This window comes from Providencia huaxiensis (assembly GCF_002843235.3).
GTDB lineage: Bacteria > Pseudomonadota > Gammaproteobacteria > Enterobacterales > Enterobacteriaceae > Providencia > Providencia huaxiensis.
Genome location: NZ_CP031123.2, coordinates 4,025,952 through 4,042,289 on the forward strand (window position 1 = coordinate 4,025,952; position 16,338 = coordinate 4,042,289).

The window sequence follows — 16,338 nt, forward strand, 5'->3', positions numbered from 1 at the left end:
AGCAAGCGGCAGCCCGTGATCAAAAATTAAAATCTCAAGTTAATAAATCATAAATATAGCCTAATAAATAGGGTTATTACATCAAAAAAAGAATATCAATAATTGAATGACTAATTGCTATCAAAAATAAATGTTATTTAATGTTTTTTATTTTTAATTCTTATCATTAATCTAATTAGGAACGGATTTGATTAAATTGATAATAAAAATCAATTTAACACCTAACTCAGTTTGTTTATAATTACTTGTTTTATATCAATACATTAATGGTTTTTCGTTGGAATTGATTTAATTGTAAATTATTAGCTATTGCTTTATTACATATACTTCGTGAATATAGAGGGAGAATTAATATTGATTTCAGACCTTGAGAGTTATTATGAGTCAAGATACCCATTCAGAAATACACAATCAAAAAACGACGAATGAAAAACGTAGAACAATATGGATGGTGGTAGCCACAATAATTATCGTTCTATTATTTGTAGCCTATGGTGTTTATTGGTTTTTAGTTTTACGCTTTCAAGAATATACCGATGACGCTTATGTATCTGGTTTGCAGATCCCGATAGTTGCGCAAACAACGGGTAATGTGACTCAAGTTAACTTTGAAAATACTGACTTGGTAAAAGCGGGTGACGTATTGGTTGTATTGGATAAAACTAATGCCCGATTGGCATTTGAACAAGCCAAACATGATTTAGCAACAACTGTGCGCAAAACCAAAGAGCTGTATATCAATGGTGATGAGTATCAAGCGCAAATTCAAAAAAACCGGGTGACACTTGCGCAAGCGCAAAAAGATTATCAACGTCGTGTGGCGCTAGGGCGTAGCGGTACTATTTCGAAGGAAGACCTACAGCATTCGCAAGAAGCCGTACAACTTGCGCAGGCGGCTCTGGATATTTCTATTCAACAATATAATGCCAACCGTGCATTGCTGCGTAACACGGAGCTTAAAAAGCAACCGGAAATTCAGCAAGCGGCTGATAGCGTGCGCAGTGCGTGGATAAACTTACAACGTACTGAAATTAAAAGCCCGATGACGGGGTATGTTTCACGGCGTAATGTTCAAGTCGGTTCTCAAGTCAGCCCACAGAGCTCTTTAATGGCCATTGTGCCTGTTCAGCCTGTTTGGGTAGATGCAAACTTCAAAGAAACCCAACTGGAAAAAGTTCGTATTGGGCAACCCGTGACTATCAATAGTGATTTTTACGGAGAGGATATTGTTTATAACGGCACTGTTGTTGGGCTTGATATGGGAACCGGTAGTGCTTTTTCATTATTACCCGCTCAAAATGCAACCGGGAACTGGATTAAGGTGGTACAGCGTTTGCCTGTACGTGTTGAATTAGACCCTGAGCAGGTGGCGAAACACCCACTGCGCATTGGGTTGTCCATGAATGTCACGATAGATATTAAAGACCAAAATGGCCCTGTTTTAGCGGAAGTTCAGCGTACAGTACCGGCATTTGAAAGTGATGTGTTGGTCTTAAACTTAAGTGATGTCGACCACATCATCGACACCATTATCAGCGATAACGCAGACTAGCTTGAAAGGAGCCGTTGTGGCAGATATTCAACCACTTAAGGGTGCAAAACTGGTATGGGCAACCATTGCGTTGTCCCTTGCAACTTTCATGCAGGTGCTTGATTCCACGATTGCTAACGTGGCTATCCCGACGATTGCCGGTGATCTCGGGGTTTCCATGTCACAAGGAACATGGGTCATTACCTCGTTTGGCGTATCGAATGCGATTTCTATTGCGATTTCAGGTTACCTCGCGAAGCGTTTTGGTGAAATCCGTGTTTTCTTATGGGCAACGGCACTTTTCACATTATTTTCATTACTTTGTGGGTTTTCCGATAGCCTTGGTATGCTGATTTTATACCGCGTATTGCAAGGGGCTGTTGCAGGGCCGGTGATCCCGCTTTCGCAAAGCCTTATTATGCGTTGCTACCCGCCGAAAATGCAAAATATGGCGTTAGCATTTTGGTCGATGACCATCATTTTAGCTCCAGTGTTCGGTCCTATTTTCGGTGGTTATATTAGTGATAATTTCCATTGGGGCTGGATATTCTTTATGAATGTGCCTTTGGGAATTTTCGTCATTATTGTTGGCTCTATTATCCTAAAAGGGATGGAGTCGAAGATCGTGAAAGTCCCATTCAATGTGATTGGTTTGGCGCTACTTTCGGTGGGCGTTGGTTGCTTACAAGTTCTGCTCGACAAAGGTAAGGAGCTGGGATGGTTGGCGTCTAATGAAATTGTTATCTTAGCCGTTGTTTCAGCGATTGCATTGGTCTTCCTCGTAATTTGGGAACTTACTGACAAAAACCCAATTGTCGAATTATCGTTATTTAAATCGCGCAATTTTACCATCGGAACGATTTCTGTCAGTTTGGCATATATGGCCTATTTCGGCGCTATTGTATTGTTGCCGCAGCTCTTACAAGAAGTGTATGGCTATACGGCAACATGGGCAGGGTTAGCATTGGCACCCATTGGTTTATTGCCTGTGTTGTTCTCGGCTCCAGTGGCAAAATTATCCGATTTTCTCGATATCCGCTGGATAGTGACCTTTAGCTTTGTATTTTATGCAATTTGTTTCTTCTGGCGCGCGTATACGTTTGAACCGGATATGGGCTTTTCTGCTGTGGTTTGGCCACAACTGGTGCAAGGGATGGCGGTGGCTTGCTTCTTTATGCCACTGACCACATTAACCCTTTCTGGCCTACCGCCCGAAAAACTCGCTTCGGCGTCGAGTTTAGCCAACTTTTTCCGTACCTTAGCGGGTTCAATAGGGACTTCCATAACCACAACGTTGTGGAGTGATAGAGAAGCCGTACATCATAGCCAATTAACGGAATTTATTACCGATTACAATCCTGAGTCTTTAGGGATGTATCAAGAAATGGCCGCTCATGGGCTGAGTACCGAACAGACTTCCGGTTTTATTGCTCAGCAAATCACTAGCCAAGGGTTAATTATTGCTGCAAATGAGATCTTCTGGTTATGCGGTTGGGTATTTATTGCGCTGATTATTACCGTTTGGTTTGCTAAGCCACCATTTGGCAGTAAAGCGAAATAATTAATGGATGGGGCTAAGTATTATAGCCCCATCTAGCTTATAGCTGGGATTTAGGAATAATATTCTCAAAACTTAGGGTTGGCCGGTTTGTTTCGACTTCTTTGAGCGGCTCGACTTCTTTAAACGTGTTTAAGCAGCGCGTGACTAAGTTTTGATAATCTTTAGTTCCGCTGGTTTTCCATGCAATTTCTTTTTCTGATAATGTGCGAAGTACTTTTGCAGGCGTACCAACGATAAGACTATTATCAGCAAATATCGCCTCGGCTTTGATAAAGGCGCAAGCACCGACAATCGAGTTTTCGCCAATTATTGCTCCATCCATAATCACACTGTTCATCCCGACTAAAGCATTACGCTTGATATGGCAGCCATGTAAGATAGCCCCATGGCCAATATGCCCATTTTCCTCGACGATCGTTTCATACTGTGGGAAACCGTGCATGACACAATTATCTTGCACGTTTGCGCCATCTTTGATGATCAATCGGCCAAAATCGCCACGTAAACTGGCATTTGGGCCAATATAGACATTTTTACCAATAATAACATCTCCAATCACTACCGCAGTAGGGTGGACAAAACTTTCAGGGCTGACGACTGGCGTAATGCCATCGATTTGATAAAAAGGCATATGGGCTCCTGTAATAGAGGTTTTAGGCCGCGAGCTCTCGGAGTACACCACCAAAGCGGCGATAGTAAGCGCTGGATGGTTGAGGAAGTTCACCAACCGTACTTTCGCACTGTTCAGAAACGTATTGGGTCGCGGCTTGGTCGATACGCTGATAAATATTGGTGCAAAGGTGGCGTGCAATATGACCTTCCCATTGTGTGGGAAGGAGCTCGTCTGGCAATAATGGGTCTTTTAACGTGACACGACGATAGAAATGGATCAGCAATAAACGTAATTGAAAGCTGTGTTCCGGGGAAATTTGCGCATCAATATTTTCTTTAAGCAGTAATGCGAGTGGCCTAAATAATGAAATAAACTGGTGATAGTGTTCTGAAATTTCTTGCAAAGACCAAGCATGGGAAACCAGTTCTTTGAGGTTTTTTTCTGAGCGGCTATAGGGGTAATCTGCGTGAAAATAAATTGTATTTTCAGTCGCATTGAGTTCATTGAGTAGCGTAGCTACATCACTTTGTGCACAGCTTGGTGCCGCCATGAGTGAGGTATTAAATTGCCCGAAACCGAGCCAACTAAGTTCCTTTTTTAGCCTGATTTTTTCATCTTTTTCAGCGGTTTCAAGAAGGAGTAAATCCCACTTTCCATCCCAATCAGGTTGTTCTGCGAGATAAATTTTATTTTCTGCACGGCGAAATCGGCTTTGCCCGCGCTCAGAAATACGGTAATAGCTGCGACGGCCGATTTTTTCTGTATCAAGCCAACCTTCTTTTTGTAAGCGGAAAACAGACGTTCGGACAAAACGATCAGTAAAACCCATCGGCTCTAACAGCTTAGTTAAGCTTCCTAACCACACTTCGCCACCACGATGGTGCAAAGCATCACCATATAGTGAGCTAATTAAAGAGGTGCCGCTAATAGGTTGGCTTGCTATTGCATGTTGTATGAATTGGTTAAGTTTATTTTCCATTTATATTTCATCTATAAAATTTATGTATCAGAAGGCTTACTGAATAGTAGACATAAATTTAAAGGTTGTCTTTGAAGTGACCCTATAAAGTTGATACTTTTAGTTAAATGGCTTGTAAGGCCTGATTTCGGTATTCAACTGGAGTCAGGTCTTTTAATTTGATTTTTATCCATTTGGTATTGCAATACTCTTCAATAGTGCTGAGGCTGTTTTTACCTGTGTGGATGATCAAGCGATCACGTTCCTAGTCGTATCGAACATTCACAATATTGTCGCTCTTTATAGTGTGGAACAACGTACTTAATATTGGTTAGCACCATGTCAAAGCCTGATAGGACTTCAAAGGTAAGTTTCTTTTGAGCCTGTTATTAAGTCTGAGTAGCAGGTATATCGGAACTACGAAAGTGAGTAAATGATCATAATGAAACTGACCCACCTGTACCAATGACGAATGGCAGATGAAAAAATAAATTATAGTGTTGAAAATACTCAATTACTCGTTTGATTTATAATTAAGCTTTGAATTCTAATTATTCAGTTTATGGGTAACAATTTCAATTATTTGTTCTTAAAAGGAAAAAATAAGTGCACTAATTGCTAGAAATAAAGATGTTTACTGTATGAACAAAAGTGTTGCGGGAATTAATATTTGTAACATATCTTGTTTGCATTAAGAGTAGAAAACAATATTAATTGTTTATTAATAAGATTAGATATCTTTTTTCTTGTTTTTAGTTACTACCAACAATTAAAAAATGGAGTTTTACTGGTATGAATAATGACGTGAATGAATATCTTAGAAGAGTGAAAGTTTCCCCCTCTAAATTGTCAAAGCTTGAGTTTTTATTCAGACTTCATCATGCTCACTTTTATTCAATTCCATTTGAAAATATAGATATGAAGCGGAACGCTTTAGAATCTATATCTACTCAGGATGTTATGAAAAGAATTATTTATAGTAACCGAGGGGGAATGTGTTTTGAACTTTCCATTTTAATAAAATTCGTATTTAAGCATTTCGGTTATAATTACGGGATTAGATTAGGGAGAGTTTTAACGCCTAAAATAACACCCGCAACACACCAATTTTTTATTGTAAATATAGATGGAGATAAATGGATATTCGATGTTGGTTATGGAGCTAAAGGTCCTCGCTCTTTACTTAAATTATCTGATGGTTATTTACATGAGCATCCATTTTTATCCTCAAGAGTTGAAAGACACAATGAGCATGGTTGGATTGTTTCAATAAAAGAAAATAGCCAACCAAATGCAAATTGGGAAAACATATATTCTTTTCATGATATTGAAGTACTCAAGCAAGATGTGGAAATGGCTTATTTTTATATCCTACACTCTTCAAACAGCCTTCTCAATAAAAATGTAGTAGTGAGCTTACCGAAAGAAATGGGAAGAATTAGCATACGTAATAATGTATTTACAGAAGTAAAAGGACATTGCGCATCAAACATAAATATTACGAATAAACATATGATGTCAGATTTGCTGTTTGAACGTTTTGGGATTGATATCCCTTCCTCTCTCCTTACTAACTAGAGAAATAAAAATCCATGAATGCAACATATCTCATTGTACCTGGATATACAAATTCAGGTAAGGGTCATTGGCAATCCTACATGGAAAGAAAATATAGTAATGTCATTCGTGTGCAACAAGATGATTGGAATAATCCATCACGGTATGAATGGGTCGAAAAAATAGATAAAGCAGTTAATGATATTGAGGGAAACATTGTACTTCTGGGTCATAGTTGTGGAGCGGTAGCCATTACTCAATGGGCTGCCTTAAATGCTTGCGAGAAGATAAAGGCATTAATTCTTGTTGCTCCAGTAGATGTTGACTCTGAAATAGCGATTACTCCGATTAAAAATCAGAGGCCATTACCATTATGTTCACTAAATACCAAATCGTTGCTTATATTTAGCAATAATGATGAATACTTAAGTGAGTCTCGTGCAATTTATTTAGCAAAATTATGGGGTTGTACGACCCATTTTATTCATAACGCTGGTCATATTCACACCAATGCTGGATTCGGAGAATGGACAGAAGGTGAGACTTTATTTGAAGAATTCACAGGTTTTTTATTACTAGATTCGAGAGAAGGGGCTGAAGATGTTTGAGGATATCAAACAGTTTTCTCCTGCTGTGCGCCATTTCCTTATTGCAACGTTCTTAATGGGATTAAGTAATGGAATGTTTGATACGGTTTATAATTTTTACCTAGAAGCTCGCGGTGTGGATAAAACAGAAATTGGTTACATTTATGCGGTTGCAATGTGCATAATGGCTGGTGTTGTAATTCCATTGATATATCTAAGCAGACGTATGTCTCAAAAAAAACTACTTATTATTTTTTCATTCATTTACGCAGTGCCATTCATTCTATTGCCAATAGTTTCCTCTGTATGGGTAAGTGCAATTACACTTGGATTAATACTTTCAGGTATGATTGCATTATTATCTTTGGGTAATTCATTGACTGGCTCAAATACTAAATCTGAAAGTAGGACAACACTATTCAGTTGTTTTTTTGTTGCTTATTTAGGTGCAGCAATGATAGGCTCGCTAATAGTTAGTTTTATAACTTATTATCTAAAGTCAATGGCTCTAATAAATTTTCAGCTAATTCTTGTAACTTCTTTTATTTCTTCAATTTTGATGATCTATTTTCGTTTTAAATCTATTGGCGGGCTTTCTGAACCTGAGAATGATGAAAGCAAATTTACCTGGGGAAATAAAATGGAATGGGGGAATTTTTCTAAATTATTCTTAGCATCTTTATTTTTAGGTGCTTCTATTACATTAATATTTAGGTTTGTTAATGTTTTATTTAATTTAGCTTATTCCATGAATGTGAGTGAAATATCTCTAATAATGAGCATTGATAAAATAATTAGTATTGTAGGTGCGTTATTTGCACCACTTCTTATTAATAGGCTTACATTGAAGCCGACTATAGTGATAATTGGAATATTAACCGCTTTATGTCTTTATCTACAGTCACTCCATATATCGGTAGTCATTTTTATTTTACTATATTTTATCAGATTATTGCTAAATTATTGTTTGATGCCGCTTTTAGATACTCTAGCAATTACCGGTTTTTCTACTGAAAGAACGCTTTTATCTACAAGTGTGCGACAGCTTGCATTTTATTTAGGGAGTGCCCTATCGGCCATAACTTATGGGAAGTTATTAGATGCGGGATATTGGGAGAGAGCTTTAGTTATATCTTCTATTCTTGCATTTGTCGGAGCTATCTTCATGAGTCTTATTCATGTAAAAAACAAATAATATTTCTATATCTAATATGTAGGGGGTATAAATGAAAACTGCTTTTGAAATACCAGATAGTCATAGCGTTGAATTGATGTTATCCAAACTTTCGATGCTTTGGGCAAATAGAGCCGCAGTTAATAATAAACATTTAGACTACGCAGATCTTGTTTTCGATGCTACAAAGAGTGACTTCAGTGAATCATTATTACCATTTAGAAACCACGATGCGTGGAAGGAAGCTCCTGAAATCGTTAAAAGCCGATGCTTATCATACGCATGGGGAATTTATAATTTAAAGACAATCTATATAGAATGCGATGTAGTTACTCCGGCTTGTGAAGATATTATTAAATGTCCACCGACTAACTCTAAGAATAGAGCTAGATTACAGGATGTGATGTCCGAAGCTCTTCTTGATGAAGCTTTGCATACAAGAATGTCGATTATGGCATGTAATTATATTTATGACCGTAGAAAATTAGAGCATCTAAATTATACTGATTTTAATTTGATTAAAGCTCGTCAGGTAATGCTTTCGGATTGTACAGCTGAGTGGCAAAGACGACTAACTTGTTTTGCCGTGGCGTGCGCTAGTGAAACTTTGATAACCGACTATCTAAAGGTTATGGCAGAAGATTGCAGTATTCAAAATATTTGTCATGAGGTTACAAAGACTCACGCTCATGATGAGTGGAGCCATTCTAGTGTTTTCAGTTATGTTGCTTATGATATTGTCCGTGATTTAGGTTTTAGTGAGCGTAAATATATGAGAGATATAATGCTGAGAACTGTTAACCTTTTTGCTGATAATGAACTTGGATCTTGGAAGGAGGCTTTTAAGCTTTCAGGTATGCCTCACGCAAGAGATATTATTGAAGAAACTGATAACTTAAATGAAATTCAGATTTATTTAGAATCGGCAGAAGCTGTAATTACCAGAATAGGCTTATAGCTTAAATAGAGAGTATGCAATGAAACTCACTTTAGTAGAGTCACATATGTTAACCGACAAGATCAGGATGTTTCTTCTTAAACCGACATTAGATTCAGATATTCTAACTGACGCAGTTCCTGGAAAACATTTCAACTTCCAATTTATTGGAAGAGATAAACGATTAAAACAACGTAGTTATACACTGGTATCTCAGGATATAAATAACCACTATAAATTTATTATTGAGAACAGAGGATGCGATAGTGAATCTTCAACAATATGGAAATTGTTATTAGATAATGTAGGCATTAGCATTTTTGGGATCGGAGGTGAAATAACATTTGATACTATTAAAAATAGTAGAAATGTACTTTTACTTGCAGGAGGAATTGGTATAACGCTACCTATTTCTCTAATTTATGAATGCGCTAAATATTATAGCCACATAATGTCAGGTAAGAACATCCAATTAGTTATAAGTTATCCCAGTCTTAGAGATATTCCATATTTAAATGAGCTTCTTGACTTTCATATGAAATATCAATGGTTTACATTGTGCGTTAACATTACGCGCTCTAAATTAAGAAAGACCAGTGATATTATTAATATGGGCAGAATAGACTTAGCAACTGAAAAAACAAATGGAATTCCAGATACAGTGGTTATTTGTGGAAGCAGAATGTTTACGGAATCCATGATTAAAGGTGTTAGATGCAACTTTCCACAAGCATCTATTTTTACGGAATTTTTTGGCTCAACTCAGGTTCAACTTACTAACTCCGAAGAACTCAACAAAGATAAAAGTATTGTAAGAGTAAAGGACTTCGATACGCCATTGTTAATAGATAATAATAGAACTGTGTTAGATAACCTATTACAGAATAATATCCCTATTAGATATATTTGTTATTCGGGGATTTGTGGTAGCTGTAAATATAGATTAATTAGAGGTTCGGTGTTGAACCATCCTGATTTTTGTTTAACAGAAAAAGAAAAGGCTGAGAATATTCACCTTGCCTGTTGTTCTTTTCCTAAAACTGATATTGATATTGAACTCGTCTGAGATTACAAATACAAGGAAATTCAATGAGCAATAAATGTGTATTGATTGTAGATCCGTTTTCCAGTGGAGCAACTTTTGTTGGGCGAGTTAAAAAATACTTTGGTTATGATGTGATTGCATTAATAACTAATAATGAGCTTCCTGCTGTAATCTTGAATTCATTCAAGGAAGAGGACTATTCATTCGTTTTTTATTCCACCTCTCATGATGATGCTGCACGCCAAATAGAATTATATTTAGGTCGAGCCCCTGATTTTATAGTATGCGGTTCTGAGCCTGGTGTACTTATTTTTGATCAATTAAGTAACAGGTGGAACTTATTACCTAATATATTTAAGCTTAGCCAAACTAGGCGAAATAAGTATTTGATGCAAAATCGACTAAAGCTTGATGGAATACGTTACATTCCACACTACAGAGCCAGAAAATTAATAAATATGCTGGCATGGTGCGATGAAAATAATTTTGCTGAATATGTTGTAAAACCAATTTACTCTTTTGGAACTGATGGTGTTTTTTTCTGTAAAGATAAAAAAGAAGTTGAGAAAGCATTTAATTTGTTAATTAATACGTATGACTATTCTGGTAATAAAAATAATGAATTATTAATTGAACAAAAAATAGAGGGTATTGAGTATGTAGTGGATGCTGTAACAAGTAATGGAGTTCACTTTATTGTGAACATATTCAGATATATAAAGCAAGAGGTGCAAGGTGTACCGATTTATCATCAGATGGTAACGGAACCAATAGAAGAACATCTTGAATTGGTAAATTATACAAAGTCTATACTCACGTCTCTTGGTATATGTAATGGTACATCACATAATGAAATAATACTGTCTTCTGAGGGGCCTGTATTAGTTGAATCAGGAGCAAGAATGCATGGAGGGTTAGGGCCAACCATTGTCGAACGATGTAACACTCACTCTTTGATTGATCTTAGCTTAATTGTACGGATTGACCCTGCTAAATTCATAGAGAAAACACGTATACCACCTACATTACATTGCTATGGAATAGAGTATTTTCTTAGTTCAACCAATGCAGGGTATGTAAAAGAAATAAACATAGAAAATCTTTGTGGACCCTTAGAAAGTTATGGTTTAACTGTTTGTAAATTAAAGACTAAGGACTATTTAGAGAAAACGGTTGATTTGATTACTTCCTACGGAAGAATAGTTTTTTTTAATAACGACCGTGAGATTTTATCATCTGATGTTAAAACTGTTGTTGATTTAGAGAAAACTGGGAAATTAATTACTTTTATGTAGTTAATGAAAACATGTAGTTAATTAAAACGTCTTGCAATGGGAACAGCGGAACTAATTCAATATGCTCTTCTTAAAGAGTAATATACAACTAAATGATCTAACGCTTCGATAAATTTTGCTATGTTTTCGTAACTAAAGTCACTGTCTGACTGTTTGTAGAGATGATTGAGTCATTTCCCTCATCATGCTCTTCCTAGTGTTTCTTGAAGTCCGGCAACAAGCGGCTTTTGTAAGCCCAGCTTGAACAACTGATGTTCACTAAGTCGTGAAAGATCTTTCATAGCTTTTCCTTATTCGGGTTTTTTCTTAGTCCATCGCGGAGTCTCTTTCTCACGAAAAAGACTCTCAGTAATTGGTTGTTAAGCTACTGGGGGACTTCACTTCCATTACCTGTTTTAAACACTTTCTCAGAGATTAAGGCATATCAGAGTAGTTCATTCCAATATGCCTTAATAATTTGAATTAAATCGCAATTCTAGTATCAATTACTCGTTCTGCTTTGCCTTGAGAACGGGGGATATCACCGCAATTTACAATACTAATACGGGTGCTAATACCCACCATCGATTTGATTCGGTGCTTTAAATGGTGGCAGATATTACAGCGTTCATCATAAGTGAGCTGTTCAGGGTGTTTGAGCTCAACACGGACAGATAAATTGTCCATATTGCCTTGGCGACCAATCTCTAATTGGTAATGAGGAGAAAGTTCCTTAAATTGCATGATTTGTTCTTCAATCTGAGAAGGGAACACATTCACGCCGCGAATAATCATCATGTCATCTGAACGACCGGTGATTTTACCAATTCGACGCATATTACGGTTGACCCCTTGCATGAGGTGGGTGAGGTCGCGGGTTCGGTAACGGATAACAGGCATAGCTTCTTTTGTAAGGGTAGTAAACACTAACTCACCATGCTCACCCGCCCCTAATGTTTTTAAGGTATTGGGGGAAATAATTTCTGGATAAAAATGGTCTTCCCAAATCGTTGGGCCGCTCTCGCCTGAATCCGCGCACTCCATAGCAACACCGGGCCCCATTACTTCAGATAAACCATAAATGTCTAATGCTTTGATACCAAGGCGGGTTTCAATTTCAGTTCTGAGGGATTCAGTCCAAGGTTCTGCACCAAATACGCCTAATCTAAGTGAGCACTTACTAGCATCTCCACCCATGATTTTCTCAAGTTCATCAATAATACTTAAGCAGTACGATGGGGTTACCATGATCACATCGGGTTTGAAATCCGCGATTAGTTGCGCTTGTTTTTCAGTTTGCCCACCAGACATAGGAATAACTGCGGCTCCTAGGCGCTCCGCACCATAGTGGGCACCTAGCCCTCCGGTGAATAAGCCATAGCCGTAAGCAACATGGACTTTATCGCCTCGGACAGTGCCTGCAGAGCGTAAACTACGGGCGATCAGGTCAGCCCAGTTATCGATGTCTCGTTGGGTGTAACCCACCACCGTTGGGCGGCCAGTAGTTCCCGAAGAGGCGTGAATACGGATGATTTGGTCCATTGGCACGGCAAAGGTGCTAAATGGGTAGTTTTCACGTAAATCCTGTTTGGTCGTGTAAGGGAATTTTTCGATATCACTCAGTTGTTTGAAATCGTCAGGGTGTACACCCGCATCATCGAATTTTTTACGATACATGGGTACATTTTCATAGGCGTGAGTGAGTGTCCACTTCATTCGAGAATACTGTAAAGACTCGATCTCATCCCGCGATGCAAATTCAATTGGGTCGATGCTATCTTGTATATTGCTCATAATTGCCTGTCCTCATAATTATTATGGTTACCAGTTCACGCTAATCAATGACGTTCCTGGTATAAGCCTGAGCAGGTGTAGGGTTTCAGGCTGTTTTTTATTTGTAATAAGACGTTGTTCAGACTCGTTCAATAATCATTGCTATCCCTTGGCCAACGCCGATGCACATGGTGCATAATGCATAACGACCTTGTTTGCGGTGCAGCTCATTGATAGCAGCAATAACAAGCCTTGCCCCACTCATTCCAAGTGGATGACCTAGCGAAATTGCCCCTCCGTTAGGGTTAACGTGTGAGGCGTCATCAGGTAAACCAAGCCCCCTTAAAACGGCAAGTGCTTGTGCGGCAAAGGCTTCGTTTAATTCGATAACATCCATTTGTTCGATGGTGAGCCCTGCCATTTTTAATACTTTTTGCGAAGCAGGCAGCGGGCCGATGCCCATCAACCTTGGCTCGACTCCACAAGTAGCTGTAGCGATGATACGAGCCCGTGGTGTTAACCCTTGCTGCTTGGCAATCGTGTCGGATGCGATAATCAGTGCGGCAGCCCCGTCATTAACACCGGAGGCATTACCCGCTGTTACCGTTCCGTTATCGCGAAATGGCGTTTTTAGTTTTTGTAGTTGTTCAAAAGTCGTTTCTGCTCTTGGGTGTTCGTCTTCGCTGACGACGTATTCACTTTTACGCTGTTTGACCGTAACAGGGATGATTTCTTGCGCAAAAATGCCGCTAACTTTTGCAGTTTCGGTGCGTTGTTGGCTGCGCAATGCAAAAGCATCTTGGTCTTCACGGCTAATTTTGTAGGTTTCAGCCACATTTTCCGCAGTTTCTGGCATCGAATCTGTGGAAAACTGTTGTTCCATTAGTGGGTTGATAAACCGCCAACCAATAGTGGTATCAAACACTTGTGCTTGGCGTGAGAATGCAGATTCTTGTTTGCCCATGACAAACGGTGCTCGGCTCATGGACTCAACACCTCCGGCAATCATCAGCCCAGACTCCCCAGCTTTGATGCTTCTTGCCGCTAATGCAATGGCATCTAGCCCAGAGCCACATAGGCGGTTAATGGTGGTTCCAGAAACGGAAACAGGGAGCCCGGATAACAGCCCAGCCATACGTGCCACATTACGGTTGTCTTCTCCTGCTTGGTTTGCGCAACCCAAAATAATGTCATCAGTCAATGACCAATCAAGTTGTGGGTGCCTCTCCATTAGGGCTTTTAATGGCACTGTGGCAAGGTCGTCAGGACGTAATGGTGACAAAGCGCCACCGTAGCGGCCAATTGGGGTGCGGACACCATCACAAATAAACGCATCTATCATGATTGTTCTCCTGTTAAACGATGGCCTAACCGATGAGAACGACCGTGGAATAGCGCGAGTGTTTTGCCATCTTGGTTCGTTATCTCTACTTCATATAAACCGTTGCGTTTGCCTTGGTGTTGCATTGTGGCGGTGGCGGTTAGTAAGTCACCTTCAAAACCGGGACGAATAAAATCAATGGAACACATTGAGGCAACAGCGGCATGCCCTTGGCTATTACAGGCGTAGGCAAATGCAGTGTCGGCAAGGCTAAATAACTGCCCACCGTGGCAGGTTTTATGACCGTTAAGCATTTTTGCTGTGATAGGCATTTTCAATTGCGCAAAGCCCTCTTCGACTTTTTCAATGGACATACCCATAGCTTTTGCGCATGCATCATCACGGTACATAATGTGAGCTGATTGCTGAGCTAGCGTATCGTTTGGCAGTGAAATCATGGTATCTCCTTGAAAGTTAAAGATTGATAACCCGCTGCTAATTGCCTTAAAAGCGGGTTCGGCCGATAACGGGTGTCCCCATAAAACTGAGCCAAATTTTCAAGAACTGACAGCACGCGTTGCCAGCCTAGTTGCATACCCCAAGCAAGTGGGCCTTTGGGGTAATTCACCCCAAAACACATGGCATTATCGGTATCTAAAGCAGTTGCTATCCCCTTATTGACGATATCTAACGCTTCATTGCATAACATCGCGACCGTTCTCATGGTTAACAGCGCTGGGTAGTCGGGTAATACAATCACGTGTTTCCCTAATGATTGAAAAAACGCGATAGCTTGCTGGTTTTGTTGCGCATTATTTTGTGCTGCACAGCTTAACGTGATGGTTGTTGCGGCAAGGTAATTTGCCGATAAGTCAAAATGCACGACGGCTTGTTTTTGTGTTTGCGCATGTGATGATGTCAATTCACCATTCGTTAACATAATAATAACGTCATTAACAATAAGTGTCGGGGATTGTTCGGAATGTTGTGTTAATCCTTCGAGAGAGATCCCATTTTCAGTTAAAAGCTGCGCAAACTCAGGAAATATCTGCCAATCGCCACGAGCTTTTATATTTTGAGGTTGGTCAAGGTGGATTTTTTCTGCAACGGAGGGTAAAGGTTGAGGTTTATTATCATCATAATGATAAAACCCTTGCTTCGATTTACGGCCTAAATGACCAGCTTGGACTAATTCCAATTGCATTAATGAGGTTTGAAAGCGTGGGTCATAGCCGAAGGCCTGAAATACCGACTCAGTCACTGCATAGTTCACATCATGGCCAATCAAATCAGTTAGTTGTAATGGCCCCATAGCGAAACCCCCTGCGTCACGTATTGCGCTGTCTAATGTGGCAGGAGACGCAATTTGTTCTTCAAGGGCACGTAATGTTTCAGCGTAGAATGGTCTGGCGACACGATTAACAATAAAACCAGGAGTTGAACGACAAACTACAGGCACTTTTCCAAATGATAGTGTCAATTCTTTCAGCTGTTTTATCACTGTATCTGATGTTTCTAGCCCACGGATCACTTCAACCAATTTCATCACGGGAGCAGGGTTAAAAAAGTGTAACCCTGCAAGGCGCTCAGGATGTGTGAGTTGTTTACCGATTGCGGTAATTGATAAAGATGAAGTATTACTAGCAAAAATGGTTTTTTCGTTACAAATGCCTTCAAGTTCACTGAAAATAGCTTGTTTGATTTCAAGTTTTTCAGCAACAGCTTCTATTACCAATTGTGCATCCGACAGTGCCGAGAGGCTTTTTGCCACTGCAATTTTTGCGATAATCGCCTCAGTGACCTCGGGTTTTGCTTTTCCTTGCTCAACACGTTTGCGTAAACGCAGGGTCATCGTTGACAGACTATGGTTTAAGACATCTTGGTTAACATCAAACAACAAGACACGTAAACCCGCGCTCGCGGCAACTTGCGCTATACCAATCCCCATGGTTCCAGCGCCAATTACCGCGACGGTGTTGATGGTTAAATTCAAAGGTAAGGTCATGA

At 39.4% G+C, this 16,338-nt stretch carries 14 protein-coding genes; 8 read left to right on the forward strand and 6 right to left on the reverse strand.

Going from position 1 to position 16,338, the window contains the following annotated elements; translation table 11 throughout:
* Positions 1-379: 379 nt before the first annotated feature.
* Together emrA and CYG50_RS20395 are read left to right on the forward strand one after the other, a co-directional pair.
* Positions 380-1,552 carry a multidrug efflux MFS transporter periplasmic adaptor subunit EmrA gene (gene emrA, locus CYG50_RS20390; RefSeq protein WP_102138780.1) on the forward strand — a complete coding sequence of 391 codons (1,173 nt, stop codon included), beginning with the start codon at positions 380-382 and terminating at the stop codon, positions 1,550-1,552.
* Between the two features lie 16 nt (positions 1,553-1,568).
* Positions 1,569-3,092, forward strand: coding sequence for a DHA2 family efflux MFS transporter permease subunit (locus tag CYG50_RS20395; RefSeq protein WP_102138781.1), 1,524 nt, complete (start codon positions 1,569-1,571; stop codon positions 3,090-3,092).
* Between the two features lie 37 nt (positions 3,093-3,129).
* On the opposite strand, the gene paaY is transcribed toward CYG50_RS20395, so the two are convergent.
* Both paaY and paaX read right to left on the reverse strand, forming a co-directional pair.
* Entirely contained in the window at positions 3,130-3,723 is a 594-nt protein-coding gene (gene paaY, locus CYG50_RS20400) for a phenylacetic acid degradation protein PaaY (protein WP_102138782.1), read from the reverse strand.
* Between the two features lie 22 nt (positions 3,724-3,745).
* Positions 3,746-4,684 (reverse strand): phenylacetic acid degradation operon negative regulatory protein PaaX, encoded by a 939-nt coding sequence (paaX, locus tag CYG50_RS20405; protein WP_102138783.1) that lies wholly within the window; start codon positions 4,682-4,684, stop codon positions 3,746-3,748.
* Between the two features lie 771 nt (positions 4,685-5,455).
* Here paaX and CYG50_RS20415 point away from each other — a divergent pair.
* From CYG50_RS20415 to CYG50_RS20440, 6 genes are read left to right on the forward strand one after another with little or no spacing between them, the layout of a single operon-like run.
* The gene (locus CYG50_RS20415) at positions 5,456-6,241 is read left to right on the forward strand and encodes an arylamine N-acetyltransferase family protein (protein ID WP_102138784.1); all 786 of its coding nucleotides are present in this window, start codon (positions 5,456-5,458) and stop codon (positions 6,239-6,241) included.
* Positions 6,242-6,255: 14 nt separating this feature from the next.
* Entirely contained in the window at positions 6,256-6,828 is a 573-nt protein-coding gene (locus tag CYG50_RS20420) for an RBBP9/YdeN family alpha/beta hydrolase (RefSeq protein WP_102138785.1), read from the forward strand.
* Positions 6,821-8,002 carry an MFS transporter gene (locus CYG50_RS20425; protein WP_102138786.1) on the forward strand — a complete coding sequence of 394 codons (1,182 nt, stop codon included), beginning with the start codon at positions 6,821-6,823 and terminating at the stop codon, positions 8,000-8,002. The genes CYG50_RS20420 and CYG50_RS20425 overlap by 8 nt, the downstream gene beginning before the upstream one ends.
* 31 nt (positions 8,003-8,033) lie before the next feature.
* Complete coding sequence (locus CYG50_RS20430) at positions 8,034-8,939, forward strand: diiron oxygenase (RefSeq protein WP_102138787.1); 906 nt, start codon at positions 8,034-8,036, stop codon at positions 8,937-8,939.
* A 19-nt stretch (positions 8,940-8,958) separates the two neighbouring features.
* On the forward strand, positions 8,959-9,984 hold the full coding sequence (locus CYG50_RS20435; RefSeq protein WP_102138788.1) for a 2Fe-2S iron-sulfur cluster-binding protein: 1,026 nt from the start codon (positions 8,959-8,961) through the stop codon (positions 9,982-9,984).
* A 23-nt stretch (positions 9,985-10,007) separates the two neighbouring features.
* Complete coding sequence (locus tag CYG50_RS20440) at positions 10,008-11,258, forward strand: ATP-grasp domain-containing protein (protein WP_102138789.1); 1,251 nt, start codon at positions 10,008-10,010, stop codon at positions 11,256-11,258.
* A 462-nt stretch (positions 11,259-11,720) separates the two neighbouring features.
* Here the strand turns inward: CYG50_RS20440 and paaK are convergent, their stop codons facing one another.
* From paaK to CYG50_RS20460, 4 genes are all read right to left on the reverse strand, one after another.
* A complete protein-coding gene (gene paaK, locus CYG50_RS20445; RefSeq protein WP_094960845.1) occupies positions 11,721-13,031 on the reverse strand; it encodes a phenylacetate--CoA ligase PaaK in 1,311 nt (436 codons plus the stop codon).
* Positions 13,032-13,149: 118 nt separating this feature from the next.
* On the reverse strand, positions 13,150-14,352 hold the full coding sequence (pcaF, locus tag CYG50_RS20450) for a 3-oxoadipyl-CoA thiolase (protein ID WP_102138790.1): 1,203 nt from the start codon (positions 14,350-14,352) through the stop codon (positions 13,150-13,152).
* The gene (gene paaI, locus CYG50_RS20455; protein ID WP_102138791.1) at positions 14,349-14,789 is read right to left on the reverse strand and encodes a hydroxyphenylacetyl-CoA thioesterase PaaI; all 441 of its coding nucleotides are present in this window, start codon (positions 14,787-14,789) and stop codon (positions 14,349-14,351) included. Before paaI ends, pcaF begins: the two co-directional genes overlap by 4 nt.
* The gene (locus CYG50_RS20460; RefSeq protein WP_102138792.1) at positions 14,786-16,336 is read right to left on the reverse strand and encodes a 3-hydroxyacyl-CoA dehydrogenase; all 1,551 of its coding nucleotides are present in this window, start codon (positions 16,334-16,336) and stop codon (positions 14,786-14,788) included. The genes paaI and CYG50_RS20460 overlap by 4 nt, the downstream gene beginning before the upstream one ends.
* Between the last annotated feature and the right edge of the window lie 2 nt (positions 16,337-16,338).